At 66.4% G+C, this 15,615-nt stretch carries 14 protein-coding genes; 12 read left to right on the forward strand and 2 right to left on the reverse strand.

What is annotated here, in order from left to right:
• The 5 genes from KZX42_RS16445 to aguB form a co-directional block, all read left to right on the forward strand.
• On the forward strand, positions 1-595 hold a 595-nt coding region (locus KZX42_RS16445; protein ID WP_248121158.1), incomplete at its 5' end, for an OmpA family protein.
• A 299-nt stretch (positions 596-894) separates the two neighbouring features.
• The gene (locus KZX42_RS16450; RefSeq protein WP_248121160.1) at positions 895-2,262 is read left to right on the forward strand and encodes a capsular biosynthesis protein; all 1,368 of its coding nucleotides are present in this window, start codon (positions 895-897) and stop codon (positions 2,260-2,262) included.
• A gap of 166 nt (positions 2,263-2,428) precedes the next feature.
• Positions 2,429-4,942, forward strand: coding sequence for a TonB-dependent receptor (locus tag KZX42_RS16455; RefSeq protein WP_248121162.1), 2,514 nt, complete (start codon positions 2,429-2,431; stop codon positions 4,940-4,942).
• Between the two features lie 151 nt (positions 4,943-5,093).
• Entirely contained in the window at positions 5,094-6,101 is a 1,008-nt protein-coding gene (locus tag KZX42_RS16460; protein ID WP_248121164.1) for an agmatine deiminase family protein, read from the forward strand.
• A complete protein-coding gene (aguB, locus tag KZX42_RS16465; RefSeq protein WP_248121166.1) occupies positions 6,098-6,961 on the forward strand; it encodes an N-carbamoylputrescine amidase in 864 nt (287 codons plus the stop codon). The genes KZX42_RS16460 and aguB overlap by 4 nt, the downstream gene beginning before the upstream one ends.
• A 33-nt stretch (positions 6,962-6,994) precedes the next feature.
• Here the strand turns inward: aguB and KZX42_RS16470 are convergent, their stop codons facing one another.
• Positions 6,995-7,735, reverse strand: coding sequence for an alpha/beta hydrolase (locus tag KZX42_RS16470; RefSeq protein WP_248121168.1), 741 nt, complete (start codon positions 7,733-7,735; stop codon positions 6,995-6,997).
• A 78-nt stretch (positions 7,736-7,813) separates the two neighbouring features.
• Between KZX42_RS16470 and KZX42_RS16475 the strand changes: the two genes are divergently transcribed.
• The 5 genes from KZX42_RS16475 to rplT all read left to right on the forward strand — a co-directional run bounded on the left by KZX42_RS16475 (position 7,814) and on the right by rplT (position 11,636).
• The gene (locus tag KZX42_RS16475; RefSeq protein WP_248121170.1) at positions 7,814-8,776 is read left to right on the forward strand and encodes a glycosyltransferase family 9 protein; all 963 of its coding nucleotides are present in this window, start codon (positions 7,814-7,816) and stop codon (positions 8,774-8,776) included.
• Between the two features lie 125 nt (positions 8,777-8,901).
• Complete coding sequence (gene infC / locus KZX42_RS16480) at positions 8,902-9,423, forward strand: translation initiation factor IF-3 (RefSeq protein WP_201099872.1); 522 nt, start codon at positions 8,902-8,904, stop codon at positions 9,421-9,423.
• 84 nt (positions 9,424-9,507) lie between these two features.
• Entirely contained in the window at positions 9,508-10,812 is a 1,305-nt protein-coding gene (locus KZX42_RS16485) for an MFS transporter (protein ID WP_248121172.1), read from the forward strand.
• A gap of 165 nt (positions 10,813-10,977) precedes the next feature.
• Entirely contained in the window at positions 10,978-11,175 is a 198-nt protein-coding gene (gene rpmI / locus KZX42_RS16490; protein WP_003166435.1) for a 50S ribosomal protein L35, read from the forward strand.
• A 107-nt stretch (positions 11,176-11,282) separates the two neighbouring features.
• Positions 11,283-11,636, forward strand: a complete 354-nt coding sequence (gene rplT / locus KZX42_RS16495) for a 50S ribosomal protein L20 (RefSeq protein WP_017506327.1) — start codon at positions 11,283-11,285, stop codon at positions 11,634-11,636.
• Between the two features lie 93 nt (positions 11,637-11,729).
• Here rplT and KZX42_RS16500 read toward each other — a convergent pair whose 3' ends face one another.
• Positions 11,730-13,337, reverse strand: coding sequence for an ATP-binding protein (locus tag KZX42_RS16500; protein ID WP_248121174.1), 1,608 nt, complete (start codon positions 13,335-13,337; stop codon positions 11,730-11,732).
• Positions 13,338-13,509: 172 nt separating this feature from the next.
• On the opposite strand from KZX42_RS16500, the gene KZX42_RS16505 reads away from it, so the two are divergent.
• Both KZX42_RS16505 and pheS read left to right on the forward strand, forming a co-directional pair.
• Entirely contained in the window at positions 13,510-14,493 is a 984-nt protein-coding gene (locus KZX42_RS16505; protein ID WP_248121176.1) for a polysaccharide deacetylase family protein, read from the forward strand.
• 41 nt (positions 14,494-14,534) lie between these two features.
• Positions 14,535-15,611: a phenylalanine--tRNA ligase subunit alpha gene (gene pheS / locus KZX42_RS16510; RefSeq protein WP_248121178.1), complete on the forward strand. Its 1,077-nt coding sequence runs from the start codon at positions 14,535-14,537 to the stop codon at positions 15,609-15,611.
• Positions 15,612-15,615: the final 4 nt, after the last annotated feature.

The following is a 15,615-nucleotide window of genomic DNA, read 5'->3' on the forward strand; positions in this document are numbered from 1 at the left end:
CGACCGCGCCAACATCGACCTGACCTACCGCTATCTGACGGGCGACGCCTCGTGGGATTCGACCACGGCCGGCACGGGCGTGGGCGCCACGCAGTTCGGCACCTGGGACGGCGACTACGATCAGTCGCACACGGTGACCCTGGGTCTGCGCTACAGCTTCGGTGCGGAAGACGCGCCGCCGCCGCCGCCTCCCCCGCCCCCGCCGCCTCCCCCGCCGCCTCCGCCCCCGCCGCCCCCGCCGCCAGTCGCTCAGACCCCGACGCCTCGCCAGTTCGTCGTCTACTTCGACTGGGATCGTTCGGACCTGACGGCGGAAGCCCGTTCGGTGGTGACGCAGGCCGCCAACTACGCCAAGTCGGGTCGTCCGACGCGCGTTCTGGTCGTCGGCTACACCGACACCTCGGGTTCGGCCGCCTATAACCTGGGTCTGTCCAACCGTCGTTCGCGCACCGTCGCGGACGCCCTGGTGGCTCAAGGCGTCAACGGCGGCGTGATCGCCCTGGACGGCAAGGGCGAAACCAACCTGGCCAAGCCCACCGCCGACGGCGTGCGTGAACCGCTCAACCGCCGCGCGACCATCGACATCAACTTCTAAGACCCAGCGGAAAGTCGGTCTGGATATCCAGACCGGCGATCCAGTGGATTGATGAAAGTCTTGATTTCGAAACAGGAAGCCGTCGTCGCCGTAAGGGCGGCGGCGGCTTTCGTGCGATTAAGTCACAGGGGACGTCCCAATTTATGAAACGACGCCCTGATCGACATTTCCTGTTGATCGCGCTGAACCTGCGCGACACAAGGCAAGGAATGACCGCTTTGTTTGAACGTCCTGATTGCGCGCCGCCCGCCGGACGGCGGCGCGGAAGCCAGGATCGTCTCGACGCAGGGCGCATCTAGATGACCGATCTCAGATCGTCCCGGTCCCTTTCCGCGCGGCGTCGTCGGCGTTATCGGCTGCGTGCCGATACGTCTCAGCGCGACATTGTGCTGCGCGCGCGATCGCCTCAGGTGAACGTCTCAGCCACGATTTCGGCCTTTCCGTCGCCGACGCCCCGTGCGCGCGATGGATTGAAGGGGCGTCGCTTTCTGATCGTCTCGGCGCCGTTCGGCGCCTTTGGCGCGGCCTTGGCCGGCGTGCTGGAAGCTCAGGGCGCGAGCGTGAACCGCATGATCTTCAATGCGGGCGATGCGATGAACTGGCGCCGCGCGGGCGGCATACGTTTCAAGGATACGGCTCAGGCCTGGGCCGAAGGCGTTTCAACGCTCGACGCCTATAGCGACATCGTCGTCTTTGGCGAGGCCGGCCCCTACAATCGCGCGGTGCTGGCGGCGGCCGACATCCTGTCCGCCCGCATCTGGGTGCTGGAGAACGGCTATTTCCGCCCCGACTGGATCACGGTGGAGCGCAACGGCGTCAACGGCTCCAGCGCCCTGCCGCGCTTCCGCGACGGCTATCCCGAACCTGCGCCCAGCCTGCCCGAACCGCATCAGGTCGGGAAAATCCTGCCGCACCATGTCGCCAACATCAGCGCCTATCATACGGTGCAGATCTTGGGTGGGCTGCTGTTCCCCAACTACGCCGCGCCCTATGTCTTTTCGCCCCTGAAACAGTGCGCCGGTCATATCCGTCGCTACGTCAGCCTGGCCTTCCGGCGTCCTGAGAACTGCGACGCGGACGTCATCAAGGCCAGGGGCGACTTCTTCATCGCCTGTCTGCAGCGCGAGGGCGACGCCCAACTGCTGCGCTATTCGCGCTACGCCGACAACTGCGCTTTCCTGACGGCGGTCATCAAGAGCTTCGCCGAACGGGCGCCGGCGGCCGCCCGGCTGGTGGTCAAGAACCACCCGCTGGATCCCGGCATCATCGACCTGCGCAAGATCACCCTGCGCCTGGCGCGCGAGCATGGACTGGAAGGGCGCGTCGACTTCATCGACGGCGGCAATCTGGCGGCCCTGTGCCGCGCCTCGCAAGGGATGGTGGTCAACAACTCCAGCGCCGCCCTGTCGGCCCTGGGCTTCCACACCCCGGTCAAGGTGATGGGCGACGCCTTCTTCGATTTCGAGGGGCTGACCGACCAGCAGCCCCTCGACGCCTTCTGGTCCGCGCCCCAGGCGCCGGACACGGCCCTGTTCACCCGCTTCCGCGCCCATGTGATCGCCCAGAGCCAGGTCAACGGCAACTTCCACGAGCCGCACGCCATCCTGCCCACGGCGCGCGGCGTCGCCGACGTATTCGAGCGCGCTGGCCGACAGGATTTGGCCTGAAGCCCATGAGGTGTGGCGTCTAGGCCACCCTCTGTCTCTGTCATATTGCTGTTACATAACTGTCGCCCCACGTTCGGACATCAGCCCTAGAGGGGGCGGGATTACGACGGGCGATGGCCGCTTGTCGCCTTGGCCCTGCGCCACCATCCATCTGGGGATAGATGTAATGACCACTCGCAAAAGCCTGATCTGGGCGACCACCGCCCTCGTCGGCTCGCTCGCCATCGCCGGCGCCGCCGCCGCGCAATCGACCGGCACCGAAGCCACCGAAGTCGGCGAAGTCGTCGTCACCGGCGTTCGCGGGCAGCGCACGATCGAAGGTCTGGCCACTGCTGAAACCGTCGCCAAGACCCGCAACACGATCGGCCAAGAGTTCATCGCTACCCAGTCGGCTGGCCAGACCATCCTGCAGACGCTGAACCTGACGCCGGGCCTCAGCTTCACCAACGCTGATCCCTACGGCTCGTCGGGCGGCAACATTCGTCTGCGCGGCTTCGACGGCAACCGCGTTTCGCTGACGTTCGACGGCATCCCGCTGAACGACACCGGCAACTACGCCACCTACACCAACCAGCAGTTGGACCCGGAACTGATCGAGCGCGCCTCGATCAACACCGGTTCGACCGACGTCGACAGCCCGACCGCCTCTGCGACCGGCGGCACCATCAACTACGTCACGCGCCGCCCCGCCAACGACTTTGGCGGCTGGCTGCAGGGTTCGCTGGGCGACTTCAGCTACAACCGTATCATGGGCCTGATCGACACCGGCGCCGTTGGCCCGTGGGGCACCTCTGCCTGGTTCGCCGTCTCGCACCAGGAATACGACAAGTTCAAGGGCATCGGCCAACTGGAGAAGACCCAGTACAACGCCCGTATCTATCAGCCGCTGCGCGATAACGGCGACTTCCTGTCGCTGGCCGCGCACTGGAACGAGAACCGCAACAACAACTACAACGGCCCGAACCTGGCCACCGCAACCGGCTTCTGCGACGTGGCTCGCACCCAGGTCTGCGTCAGCGACGTCGAAACCAGCCCATTCGGCTGGGGCGTCGACTTCGACCGCACCTACGCCGCTCCGACCGTTCGTCCGGGCTTGGCCGACGTCGACTCGAACGGCGCAAACTACTGGGGTCTGCGCATCAACCCGTCCGACACAGGCAATATCCGCGGCCAATCGCGCTTCACTCTGAGGGACGGCCTGATCCTGACGGTCGATCCTTCGTTCTCCTACACCTTGGCGAACGGCGGCTCGCAACAGACCGTCCTGGCCGAGAACGACGCGCTGCTGCGCGGCACCCGCACCACGGGCGGCGTCGATCTGAACGGCGACGGCGATATCCTGGACCGCGTGCGCGTCATGTCGCCGTCCAACACCCACACCCAGCGCTACACCCTGAACAGCTCGCTGATCTGGGACCTGAACGCGCAACACCGCATCCGCGCCGCCTATGCTCTGGACTGGGGTCGTCACCGCCAGACCGGCCTGTTCGGCCGCATCGACTTCTCGGATCCGACCAGCCCGCGCTTCGTGGACGAGTTCGGCGGCCTGAAGGAAGAAGGCAACCGCGTCGTCAACCTTGACGGCTACGCCCTGCGCTCGCGTGACCGCCTGTCGTATGCCGAACTGAACCAGTTCTCGCTGGAATACATCGGCCGCTTCCTGGATGAGGCGCTGACGGTCAACATCGGCGTGCGCGCGCCCTTCTTCAAGCGTGAGCTGAACCAGTTCTGCTACACCCAGAACGCCTCTTCCAACGTGCTTTGCACCTCGGAGCGTCCTTCGGCGACCCTTGCCAACGGCAACCTGACCTTCGCCAGCCGTGGAACCACCCAGTACATCGCTCCGTATCAGCGCACGGTGAAGTACGACGACGTGCTGCCCAACATCGGCGCGACCTACAAGTTCGGCGCCGCTCAGTCGATCTACGCCAGCTACTCGGAATCGCTGTCGGCGCCGCGTACCGACAGCCTGTACGCCGCAACGCGTCTGGCCGACGGCTCCATCGGGAACCCGACGGTCCAGCCGGAGACCTCCAAGAACGTCGATTTCGGCTATCGCTATGTTTCGGGCACGCTGATCGCTCAGGCTTCGGGCTTCTTCAACCAGTTCGACAACCGTATCGTCAGCACCTTCGAACCCGATCTTGACCAGTTCGTCGATCGCAACGTGGGTTCGGTGGAATCCAAGGGCGTCGAAATCTCGGTGGGTTGGTCGCCGATCCAGGCGCTGAGCCTGTACGGTTCGGCCTCGTTCCTGGATAGCGAACTGCAGGACGACTACGTCTACGATCGCGCTGGCAACCGCCTGGCCACCAAGGGCAAGAAGCAGGTCGAAACGCCCGACCAGATGTATTCGCTGCGGGCGTCGTACCAGTTCAACGACGTTTTCTCTGCCGGCATCCAGGGCAAGTATACCGGCGAGCGTTGGGTGACCGACGTCAACGATCTGAAGGTCGACGCTTATACGGTCGTCGATCTGGACGCCCGCTTCGACTTCGCTTCGCTGGGTTTCGAAGGCACCTATCTGCAGCTGAACGTCACCAACCTGTTTGACGAGCAGTACTACAGCACCCTTGGCACCCGCGCATCGGGCACCCCGGGGCAACTGGGCTACAGCCGTTCGTTCGCTGGCGTCGGCGCGCCGCGCACGATGATGGCGACGCTGCGCTACGCCTTCTAACTCTTAGATCGCGCTGAACACCACGAAGGGCGGTCCGTGCGCGGGCCGCCCTTTTTGTTTGTCTGAGGCCTGGCGTTGAAGTCGGCGGGGGTTGGGGCCATATGGCGCGGCCCGGCGGCCTGCCGGGTTTCGCCGCTTTGAGGACGTCCGCATGACCGCTCCCATCCCCGCCGAATGGGCTCCGCACCGCGCTATGTGGGTGGGGTGGCCCAGCCATGCGGAATACTGGTTCGATGCGCTGAAGCAGGCGCAGGACGAGGTCGAGGGGCTGGTGCGGGCGCTGGCCGGGCCGGGGCGCGAGCAGGTCCGGCTGATGGTCGGCAAGTCCGAAATCCTGGCCCAGGTTCAGGCGCGGTTCGCGGGCGTGGAGAACGTCGAGGTGGTGGCCGGGACGTTCGGCGACATCTGGCTTCGCGACACGGGGCCGATCTTCGGCGAGGGTTCGAAGACGGCGGCGGCGTTCCGCTTCAACGGCTGGGGCGGGAAGTACGACATGCCGGGCGACGATCGGGTCGCGGGCCAGATCGGCGAACATTCGGGCACGCCCCTGACCTGGAACGACTTCGTCATGGAAGGCGGGTCGCTGGATCACGACGGGGAGGGGACGGTCCTGACCACCCGCCAGTGCCTTCTGAACCCCAACCGCAATCCGGCCTGGAACCAGGACGAGGCTGTCGCGGCGACCGCGCTGGAACAGGCCGTGGGGGCCAAGGCGGTGCTGTGGCTGGGCGACGGTTTGCTGAACGACCACACCGATGGGCACGTCGATAACCTGGCGCGGTTCGTGGCGCCGGGCGTCGTAGCCTGCCCGATCGCGTGGGGGACCAACGACGTCAACGCCGATGTCTATGACGCCACCGCGCGCGATCTGTCGGCCATGACGGATGCGGCCGGACGCCGGCTGAAGGTCGTGCGCATCCCGTCGCCCGGCCTGGTGCTGGACGAGGACGAACGCCCGATCCCGGCCAGCCACATGAATTTCCTGATCGCCAACGGTGCGGTGATGGTGCCGACCTATGGCGACGCGCGTGCAGCCGACATGGCCTGTCAGGCGTTGCAGGAGGCCTTCCCCGATCGCGAGATCATCCCGCTGCCGTCCAACGCCATCCTGACGGGCGGCGGATCCTTCCACTGCATTTCCCAGCAGGAGCCCGCATGACCCGCAAGATCACCGTCGCCGGCATCCAGACGTCTTATGGCGAGGACCTGCAGGCCAATATCGACAAGACCATCGGCTTCGTGCGCGAGGCGGCGGGGCGGGGCGCGCAGGTGATCCTGCCGTCGGAACTGTTTCAGGGGCCGTATTTCTGCGTGTCGCAGGAGGAGCACTGGTTCAGTCACGCCTATGAATGGCGCACCCATCCGTGCGTGACGGCTTTGTCGCCGGTGGCGAAAGAACTGGGCGTGGCCATTCCGGTCTCCATCTTCGAGAAGGACGGGCCGCAATATTACAACTCTCTGGTCATGCTGGATGCGGACGGAGAGGCCCTGGGGATCTATCGCAAGAGCCACATCCCCGACGGCCCCGGCTATCAGGAGAAATACTATTTCCGGCCGGGCGATACGGGCTTCAAGGTCTGGAACACCCGGTTCGGCAAGGTCGGCGTCGGCATCTGCTGGGACCAGTGGTTCCCTGAAGCGGCGCGGGCCATGATGCTGATGGGCGCGGACGTCCTGATGTATCCGACCGCCATCGGCACCGAGCCGCACGACGCGACCCTGCACACGGCCGAGCCGTGGCGGCGCGCCATGCAGGGCCATGCGGTGTCCAACGCCGTGCCGGTCGTCGGCGCCAATCGCATCGGCCATGAGACGGTGACCGAGGTGGGCCAGACCTTCTACGGCCATTCCTTCATCGCCGATCAGCAGGGCGAATTGGTTGAGAGCCTTGGGGCGGATGAAGAGGGCGTACTGGTGCACGGCTTCGATCTGGATGAGTTGGACAAATACCGTGCGGCCTGGGGCTTCTTCCGCGACCGCCGCACGGACCTTTACGGGGCGTTGACGGGCAAGGGCTGATCCGATCCGCCCCCTGCGTCAGGGGGGGAGGATTTACAGGCGCATCGCCTCGACCGCCGCGATCAGCCTGTCGAGATCGGTTGGCGACGACAGCCGATGGTCGCCGCCTTCGATCAGGTCCAGTCGCACGTCGCCGCCGGTCAAGCGTTCGACCAGTTCGACCTGATGGCGCCAAGGCACCACGTCGTCGGCGCGGCCCTGAAGAATGTGGACGGGGGCCGCGATGGCGATGGCGCCGTCCAGCAGCAGCCAGTCGCGCGCCTCCTCGAACATACGCCGCGTCAGGACATATTCGCCCAACCCGTCCTCGACGATCAGGGTCTCGCCCTCGCGCAGGATGGTCTGACGCTCGTGATCGGCCAGGCCAGGCCACATCAGCCGTTCGGTGAAGTCCTGGGCCGGATTGACCAGCACCAGCCCCTTGATCCGTTCGGGCCGCACCAGCGCCGCCAGCAGCGAGACCCAGCCGCCCATCGATGAACCGACCGGGATGACCGGCCCCGACAGGCTGTCGATCAGGGCGACGGCGTCCTCTCGCCAGCGGCCGATGGTCGCCTGGCGCCAGTCGCCGGAGGACCGGCCGTGGGCGAAATGGTCATAGCGGACGAAGTTCCAGCCGCGTTCGCGCGCGGCGGCGTCCAGCGCCAGGGCCTTGGTCCCCTCCATGTCCGAGCGGAAGCCGCCGATCCAGATCACGGTCGGGCCGTCGCCCCCGACGCGCTTGAAGGCCAAGGTTTCGTCCTCGGGGCGGGGCAGGTGCTGGATGTCGGTCATGCCGACGTTCTGCCCTGTCAGAAGGCGTTCGTCATCCTCAGGCTTGACCCTGCGGCGACGACGCGGAACTAGAGCGGCATGTCCGCACCCCAGGTTCTGTTCGTCACCTCCAACCGTATCGGCGATTGCGTCATCTCGTCCGGCGTGATCCGCGAGATCGCGCGCCAGGTTCCGGGCGCCGCGATCACCGTCGCCTGCGGTCGGCCGCCCGCGCCCTTCTTCCGCAATGCGCCGGGCGTGGTGCGGACCATCATCCTCGACAAGAAGAAGCTCTCCGGCCACTGGTTCGATCTGTGGAGGCAGGTGCGTTCGACGCGCTGGGATCTGGTGATCGACATCCGGGGATCGGCCCTGTCCTATCTGATCCCGGCCAGGCGTCGGGTCGTCTATAATCGCCGTTGGGAGACCGGGCTGCGCAAGGTCGAGATGGTGTCGCGCCTGATGGGTTCGCAGACGCCTCTGGACCCTGAAATCTTCCTGGACGATCGGGCGCGGGCCGAGGCCGCCGCCGTCATCGATCCGCAGCTGGGTGGGGGCGCAGGTCCTGGCCCGATCATCGCCCTGGCCCCCATCGCCCACCAACCGGGCAAGAGCTGGCCCGCCGACCGCTGGGGCGCCCTGGTCGAGAAGCTGAAGGCCGAGCCGCGCTTCGACGGCTGGCGCTTCATGCCGGTGGGCGGGCCTGGCGACCGGCCGCCCGCGACGCCCGCGCTGGAGGCCGCCGGGCCGCGCGGCGTCGACTTCGTGGGCAAGGGCGATATTCTGGCCTCGGCCGCCGCCATCGACCGGGCCGATCTGTTCGTCGGCAACGACAGCGGCCTGATGCACGTCTCGGCGGCGCTGGGGCGTCCGACCCTGGGCCTGTTCGGTCCGACCGAGTGGTGGCTGTATGGGCCTTGGGGGCCCAGGACCCGCACGGCGGCGTCCAATGAGACGCGCGGCCAGTTCGCCCCCATTGAAGATTTGACCGTCGATCACGTGTTCGAGGCCGTGTTGGCCCTGCACGACGCCTATATCGCCCAGACGCCCGCCAAGCCTTGAAAAACCGGGGCTTCGGGCGCATATTGCCGACCCTGCGGGAAACGTGGCGGCAGCCGCGCATTTCCGCTTATCGAAAAACACGCCTCTTCTGACCACATAAGGAAACGACGCCCATTCGCCGTCCCATGCAAGCGCCACCCGTGAAAGACGGGCCGCGTATGAACCAGGATATCCGCGCCCCTCGCGTTCTGCTCATCGACCAGAACGGCGAAAAACAAGGCGTCATGCCCACCTCCGCCGCGCTTGAAGCCGCCGAGGAAGCCGGGATGGACCTGGTCGAGATCGTCTCCACCTCCGAGCCGCCGGTGGCCAAGATCCTCGATTACGGCAAGCACCGTTTCCAGGAGCAGAAGAAGAAGGCCGAGCAGCGCAAGCGCCAGAAGGTCGTCGAGCTGAAGGAAATCAAGCTCCGTCCGAACATCGACACCCACGACTATGAGGTGAAGGCCAAGGCCATGCACCGCTTCTTCGACGAGGGCGACAAGGTCAAGGTCACCCTGCGTTTCCGCGGTCGTGAAATGGCCCACCCCGAACTGGGCATGAAACTGCTGCACAAGGTGCAGGCCGACTTCGACGAAATCGCCAAGGTCGAGTTCGCGCCCAAGATGGAAGGCCGCCAGATGATCATGATCCTGGCCCCGCGCTGATCGCGATTCCACGCTGAATACGAAACGCCCCGGTCGAAAGGCCGGGGCGTTTTTCTTTGCCGGAGAAACGGCTAAGCGGGTCCAATGACGAACGCCGATACGGTCGCTGCGCGCACCACCCCGCCCAAGCTGAAGACCCCCGCTCTGGCCGTGCTGTTCGCGGTGGTGTTCATCAATCTGGTCGGGTTTGGGCTGGTGGTGCCGCTGCTGCCTTTCTTCGCGCAGAGCCTGAAGGCCGAGGCGTGGCAGATCACCCTGATGTTCTCGGCCTATTCGCTGGGTCAGTTCTTCGCCGAGCCGTTCTGGGGGCGGCTGTCGGATCGGATCGGGCGAAAGCCGGTGCTGCTGATCACCCTGATCGCCAATGCGCTGGGCTATCTGATGCTGGCCTTCACGCCCAACATCTGGCTGGCCATCGCGGTGCGGCTGTTCACCGGCCTGGGGGCCGGTAATATCTCGACGGTCCAGGGCTATGTGGCCGACGTGACCCCGCCGGAGCAGAGGGCGGGGCGGATGGGGCTGATCGGGGCGGCGTTCGGCTTGGGCTTCATCGTCGGGCCGGGCCTGGGCGGGCTGCTGACCCAGCCGCAGCTGGGTCACATCGGTTATCAGCTGCCGATCTTCCTGGCGGCGGCGCTGGCGGCGTTGGCCGCGGTCGGGGTGGTGGTCTTCCTGCGTGAAAGCCGCGCCAAGGCGGACCCGGCCGCGCCGCGCCCGGCGTTCCTGTCTGGCCTGAAGGCCGCGCGCGACAACGGGGTGGTGTCCCGGGTTCTGGTCGTGACCCTGATCTATATGGCCGGGTTTTCGGCGATGGAGAGCGTGTTCGGCCTGTGGGCCGAGAGCCGTTATCAATGGGGCGCGCGCGAGGTGGGGCTCAGCTTCATGATCGTCGGCATCATCTCGACGTTGAACCAGGGCTTCTTCGCCGGACGGCTGGCGCGGCGGTTCGGGGAATCGCGGGTGCTGGCGGTCGGGATGCTGCTGTTCGGAACCTCGCTGGTGCTGCAGGTGCTGGCCCCCGTCGCCTGGTTCCCGGCGATGCGGCTGGAGCTTGGGGCGGTGTCGATTCCGCTGGTGCAGGGCTGGATCATTCCCATCGTCATGGCGGTGGGGGCCTGCGGCATGTCGCTGGCCATGCCCAACATCTCGGCCATGATCAGCCGGGCCTCGCCGCCCGACCGGCAGGGGGCGATGCTGGGGCTGAACATGGCGTCCAGCTCGGTGGCGCGCATCTTCGGGCCGATGATCGCCGGAGCCCTGTTCTCGGGCCTGGGGCACGACTGGCCCTTCCTGGTCGGGGCGTTGCTGACCCTGCCGGCCGCCGTCATGGCGATCAACGCCGGGCGGGCGATCCGGCGGGCGCAGGCGGCGGCCAAGCCGTTGAACTGACTCGTCTTGCGTCGCGGGGCGTCTTGGCGTAGAAGCCGCGCCTTCGCGTACCGAACCGTCGGGCGAACAGGCATGCCTGGGCGGTTCTTAAACTCTGGAGAGACGCCTCGCCCAGCGGGCCCATGTGGTCCGAAGGGGGGCGGCCTCTCCAAAAAGGAGACTGAAATGCCGAAACTGAAGACGAAGTCGGGCGCCAAGAAGCGCTTCAAATTCACGGCCACTGGCAAGGTGAAGGCCGGCGTTGCGGGCAAGCGTCACCGCTTGATCAGCCACAACTCGAAATACATCCGCCAGAACCGCGGCACCTCGGTCATGGCCGACGCCGACGCCAAGAAGATCAAGTCCTACATGCCCTACGCTTAAGGCGCAGGGTTCGACTTCTTCTCACCGTATCGAATTTGAACAGACAGTCCCTCAAGGAGTGAGCCGCCGCGCGGCGAACGACAGGGACTTCCCGAAGGGAACAAAAAATGGCTCGCGTTAAACGTGGCGTAACCTCGCACGCCAAGCACAAGAAGGTTCTGGAGCAGGCCAAGGGCTTCTCCGGCCGCCGCAAGAATACGATCCGCACGGCCAAGGCCGCCGTCGACCGCGCCGGGCAATACGCCTATCGCGACCGTCGCGCCAAGAAGCGCAACTTCCGCGCCCTGTGGATCCAGCGCATCAACGCTGCGGCCCGCCTGGAAGGCTTCACCTACAGCCAGTTCATCAATGGCCTGAACAAGGCCGGCATCGAACTGGACCGCAAGGTCCTGGCCGCCATCGCCGCCGATGCGACCGGCTTCAAGGCCGTCGCCGACAAGGTCCGCGCCGCTCTGGCGTAAGGGTCGCGCTCAAGTCGCGAGCGTAGCGCAAGAGAAATGACGCCCGCTCCGGTTCGCCGGGGCGGGCGTTCTCGTGTCTGGGGAATGGGGCCTTCAGGCCGCCTGGGAAAGGGCGGCGGTCTCTGCGGCGGCGGTCATCACCAGGCGGATCGCGTTCAGCAGGGCGTCGGGTTGGATCGGCTTTTGCGCCACCCCGTTCATACCGGCGGCGACATAGTCCATCTCGTCGCGCTCGTCGGCGTTGGCGGTCAGGGCCAGGATGGGCAGGGCGCCGACAGGAGCGGGCAGGGCGCGGATGGCGCGAGTCGCCTGAACACCGTCCATCACCGGCATCTTGATGTCCATCAGCACCAGGTCGAACGGCCGGGCGGAGACGGCGGATACGGCGGCGACGGCCTCGCGCCCGTTCTCGGCCATCTCGGCGGTGCAGCCGAACATCTCCAATAGCTTTCCGGCGACGAAACGGTTGGCGGCGTTGTCGTCCACCACCAGCACATGCAGCGTCGCGTGCGGGGTGGGGGCGACCATGTCCGGCGTGGCGGCCTGGCCCTGGATCGCCGGGCGCAGCGGCAGTCGGACCTGGAACCGCGCGCCGCCCTGGGGCGAGGCGCTCAAGGCGATGTCGCCGCCCATCCGCTCGGCGATCTGGCGGCAGATGGCCAGGCCCAAGCCCGCGCCGGCGCCCTCGCGGCCCGCCTTTCCGGTGTTGAACGGCTCGAAGATGGTCGCGGCGGCCGCCTCGGGCACGCCCGGCCCGCTGTCGTCCACGGTCAGGATGACCTGGCCGTCCGCGCGGCTTTCGATCAGGGCCGAAACCCCGCCCGTCAAGGTGAACTTCAGCGCGTTGCCGATCAGATTGTTCAGCAACTGCTTCAGCCGCATTCCATCGGCCTGGACGAAGGGGATGGCCAGTTCGGTGCGGACGCTGAGCGTCAGGGCCTTCTCCTCGGCCCGCGCCCGCCACAGGGCGTCGATGTCGAAGGCGACCGAGGACAGGTCCAGCGGCTCCTCCTCCAGGGTCAACATTCCGGCCGAGGCGCGCGACATGTCCAGGGCGTCGGTCAGCAGCCGCAGCAGGCTCTGGCCCGAATCGACCACCGTGCGGACGTAGGGGCGCAGTTCCTCCTGCTCCAGCTTCTTGTCCATCAGGGCGGCGACGCCCAGCACCCCGTTCAGGGGCGTGCGGATCTCGTGGCTCATCACAGCCAGGAATTCGGACTTGGCGCGGCTGGAGGCGACGGCCTCGGCTTCGGCCAGGGCCAGGTCGCGGGCCAGGGCGCCCATCTCCTCGGCGCGCTGGCGGTGCAGGGCCGCGCCCGCCTGGACGATCTGAAGCGCCGTGCCGACCCCGACATAGCGCCCGTTCGACACCACGATGAAACCGCCCAGCAAGGCGCCCAGTTCAGCGGCGTCATAGGCGTGGAAGAAGGCTTCGGCGCTGGTCGCGGCTTCGGCCACCGGCGCATTGCGGTCCATCAGGCTCTCGGCCGGCTTGCGGGCATAGAGGGCGCGTCCAAACTCGGCCGCCATGCGCAGGGTGAAGGCGTTGCGCTCGATGACGCCCAACGGCCGGCCCTGGTCGTCCACCACGGCCAGCGCCAGGGTGTTCGGCTCGTTCTGGAAGCGCTCGAACACCTCTGCACCCAAGGTGGACGGCGCCACGGGCGCAATCAAATCGACGAAATCACCGATCAGCGGCATCAAGGTCCCCACCTGTTCCGCCATCGCCTTAGAGGCGGATATTTAACGCCAGCTTTGCGGTTCATGAACCTTTCGTGGCGGCTTTTCGACAGTCGATCCGTGAACGGATTGAAAAGCCGCATGGCGATAGATCCGCGTTCCCACGCTCCCGTTCAGCCGCTAGGTTCGGCCCATGATGCGCGCCCTGATCTGCGGCCTGGCGACGGCCTTCTTTGTCACCCACGCTGCGATGGCGCAGGACCGGCGCGTCGCCGTCACCTTCGACGACCTGCCGTTCCAGGCGGACGCCGCCACGATGTGCGATCCCGCCAGGGTGATGGCGATAACCCGCGACTTCACCGCCATGCTGAAGCCGCTGGACACCCACGGCGCCGCCTTCGTCAATGCGGGGCGGCTGTGCGATGCGGCGCGCGACGCGATCCTGCCGCAGTTGCTGAACGTCTGGCTAAATGCAGGGCTGGACCTGGGCAACCACACCTTCAGCCATATCAACATCCATCGCACGACGGCAGAAGCCTATCTGGCCGATGTCGATGCGGGGGCGCCCGTCGTGCGGACGGCGTTGGAAGCGCGGGGGATGCGTCTGCGCTGGTTCCGTCATCCCTATCTGTTCACCGGGGAGACCCAGGACAAGCACGACGCCATCGCCGCCGGCCTGGCCCAGCGCGGCTATGCGATCGCGCCCGTCACCCTGGACAACAACGACTGGATGTTCGCCGACGTCTATCGCAAGGCCGAGCAGATCGGCGACGAGGCGCTGAAGCATCGGATCGGCGCGGCCTATGTGGCGCACATGGCGACGGTGCTGGACTTCCTGGAACCCTACAGCGCCGAGATCAACGGCGGTCGCGAACCGGCCCAGGTGCTGCTGTTGCACGCCAACAGCCTGAACCAGGCCTATTATCCTCAGATCCACGCCCTTTATCTGTCGCGGAGCTATCGTTTCGTGCCGTTGGAGGAAGCCCTGGCCGATCCGATCTACAGCCACGCGGACGCCTTCGTGGCGGCCAATGGCGTATCCTGGCTGCACCGCTGGACCCAGACGGACGGCCGTCCCATCCGCTGGGAGCCCAAGCCGCCCGCCTGGATCGCGGCGGCCAATGCGGCCCCGGCGTCGGAGCTTCAGGCCATCGCGGCGGGCCAAACCGCGCCTTGAAGGGTGACGAAATCGCTCAGGCCCGCTAAGGCACGGCCCAAATGACCGATCTCGCCACACTCGAACTCGAACTGATCAACGCCATCGGCGGCGCCGAAACCGTCGCCGGCCTGGAAGAGGTGCGCGTCGCCGCTCTGGGCAAATCCGGCTCGGTTTCCGGCCTGTTGAAGGGCATGGGCGCCCTGAGCCCCGATCAGCGGCGCGAGCAGGGGCCGATCATCAACGGCCTGCGCGACCGGGTCGCCTCGGCCATCGCGACGCGCAAGACCGAGCTGGAGGCCGCCGAACTGGACGCCCGGCTTCAGGCCGAGCGCATCGACCTGACCCTGCCGGCGCGGCCGCGTCGCAAGGGCGGCGTGCATCCCACCATGCAGGTGATGGACGAGATGATCGCCATCTTCGCCGAGATGGGCTTCGCCGTGGCCGAAGGCCCGGATATCGAGGACGACTTCCACAACTTCACCGCCCTGAACTTCCCGCCCAAACATCCGGCGCGGGAGATGCACGACACCTTCTTCCTGAAGCCCGATCCGGAAACCGGCGAGCGCAAGGTGCTGCGCACCCACACCAGCCCGGTGCAGGTCCGCACCATGATGTCGCAAAAGCCGCCGATCCGCATCATCGCGCCGGGCCGCACCTTCCGTAAGGATTCGGACGCCACCCACACGCCGATGTTCCACCAGATCGAGGGTCTGGTGATCGACCGCGACATCAATATGGGGCACCTGAAGACCACGCTCGAGACCTTCATCGCCCGCTTCTTCGAACTGGACGCGGTTCAGGCGCGCTTCCGGCCGCACCACTTCCCCTTCACAGAGCCGTCGGCGGAGATGGACATCCAGTGCGACCGTTCGGGCGGCAAACTGGTGTTCAACACCGGCGACGACTGGCTGGAGATACTGGGCTGCGGGATGGTGCATCCCAATGTGCTGATCAACTGCGGCCTGGACCCCGACGAATACCAGGGCTTCGCTTTCGGCATGGGCGTGGACCGGCTGGCCATGCTGAAATATGGCGTGCCGGACCTGCGCCCCATGTTCGAGGCCGACACCCGCTGGCTGGCCCACTACGGCTTCTCCGCCTTCGCCGCCCCCAACCCGGCCTCGGGCCTGAGCTGAACGA

It is taken from the genome of Brevundimonas sp. EYE_349 (genome assembly GCF_023147505.1).
Classification (GTDB): domain Bacteria; phylum Pseudomonadota; class Alphaproteobacteria; order Caulobacterales; family Caulobacteraceae; genus Brevundimonas.

Coding starts and splice junctions, on each gene's coding strand:
- rpmI (WP_003166435.1), top strand. CDS start 10,978: ATGCCGAAACTGAAGACGAAGTCGGGCGCCAAGAAGCGCTTCAAATTC.
- KZX42_RS16455 (WP_248121162.1), top strand. CDS start 2,429: ATGACCACTCGCAAAAGCCTGATCTGGGCGACCACCGCCCTCGTCGGC.
- pheS (WP_248121178.1), top strand. CDS start 14,535: ATGACCGATCTCGCCACACTCGAACTCGAACTGATCAACGCCATCGGC.
- aguB (WP_248121166.1), top strand. CDS start 6,098: ATGACCCGCAAGATCACCGTCGCCGGCATCCAGACGTCTTATGGCGAG.
- KZX42_RS16500 (WP_248121174.1), bottom strand. CDS start 13,337: ATGCCGCTGATCGGTGATTTCGTCGATTTGATTGCGCCCGTGGCGCCG.
- KZX42_RS16450 (WP_248121160.1), top strand. CDS start 895: ATGACCGATCTCAGATCGTCCCGGTCCCTTTCCGCGCGGCGTCGTCGG.
- KZX42_RS16460 (WP_248121164.1), top strand. CDS start 5,094: ATGACCGCTCCCATCCCCGCCGAATGGGCTCCGCACCGCGCTATGTGG.
- KZX42_RS16505 (WP_248121176.1), top strand. CDS start 13,510: ATGATGCGCGCCCTGATCTGCGGCCTGGCGACGGCCTTCTTTGTCACC.
- rplT (WP_017506327.1), top strand. CDS start 11,283: ATGGCTCGCGTTAAACGTGGCGTAACCTCGCACGCCAAGCACAAGAAG.
- infC (WP_201099872.1), top strand. CDS start 8,902: ATGCAAGCGCCACCCGTGAAAGACGGGCCGCGTATGAACCAGGATATC.
- KZX42_RS16470 (WP_248121168.1), bottom strand. CDS start 7,735: ATGACCGACATCCAGCACCTGCCCCGCCCCGAGGACGAAACCTTGGCC.
- KZX42_RS16475 (WP_248121170.1), top strand. CDS start 7,814: ATGTCCGCACCCCAGGTTCTGTTCGTCACCTCCAACCGTATCGGCGAT.
- KZX42_RS16485 (WP_248121172.1), top strand. CDS start 9,508: ATGACGAACGCCGATACGGTCGCTGCGCGCACCACCCCGCCCAAGCTG.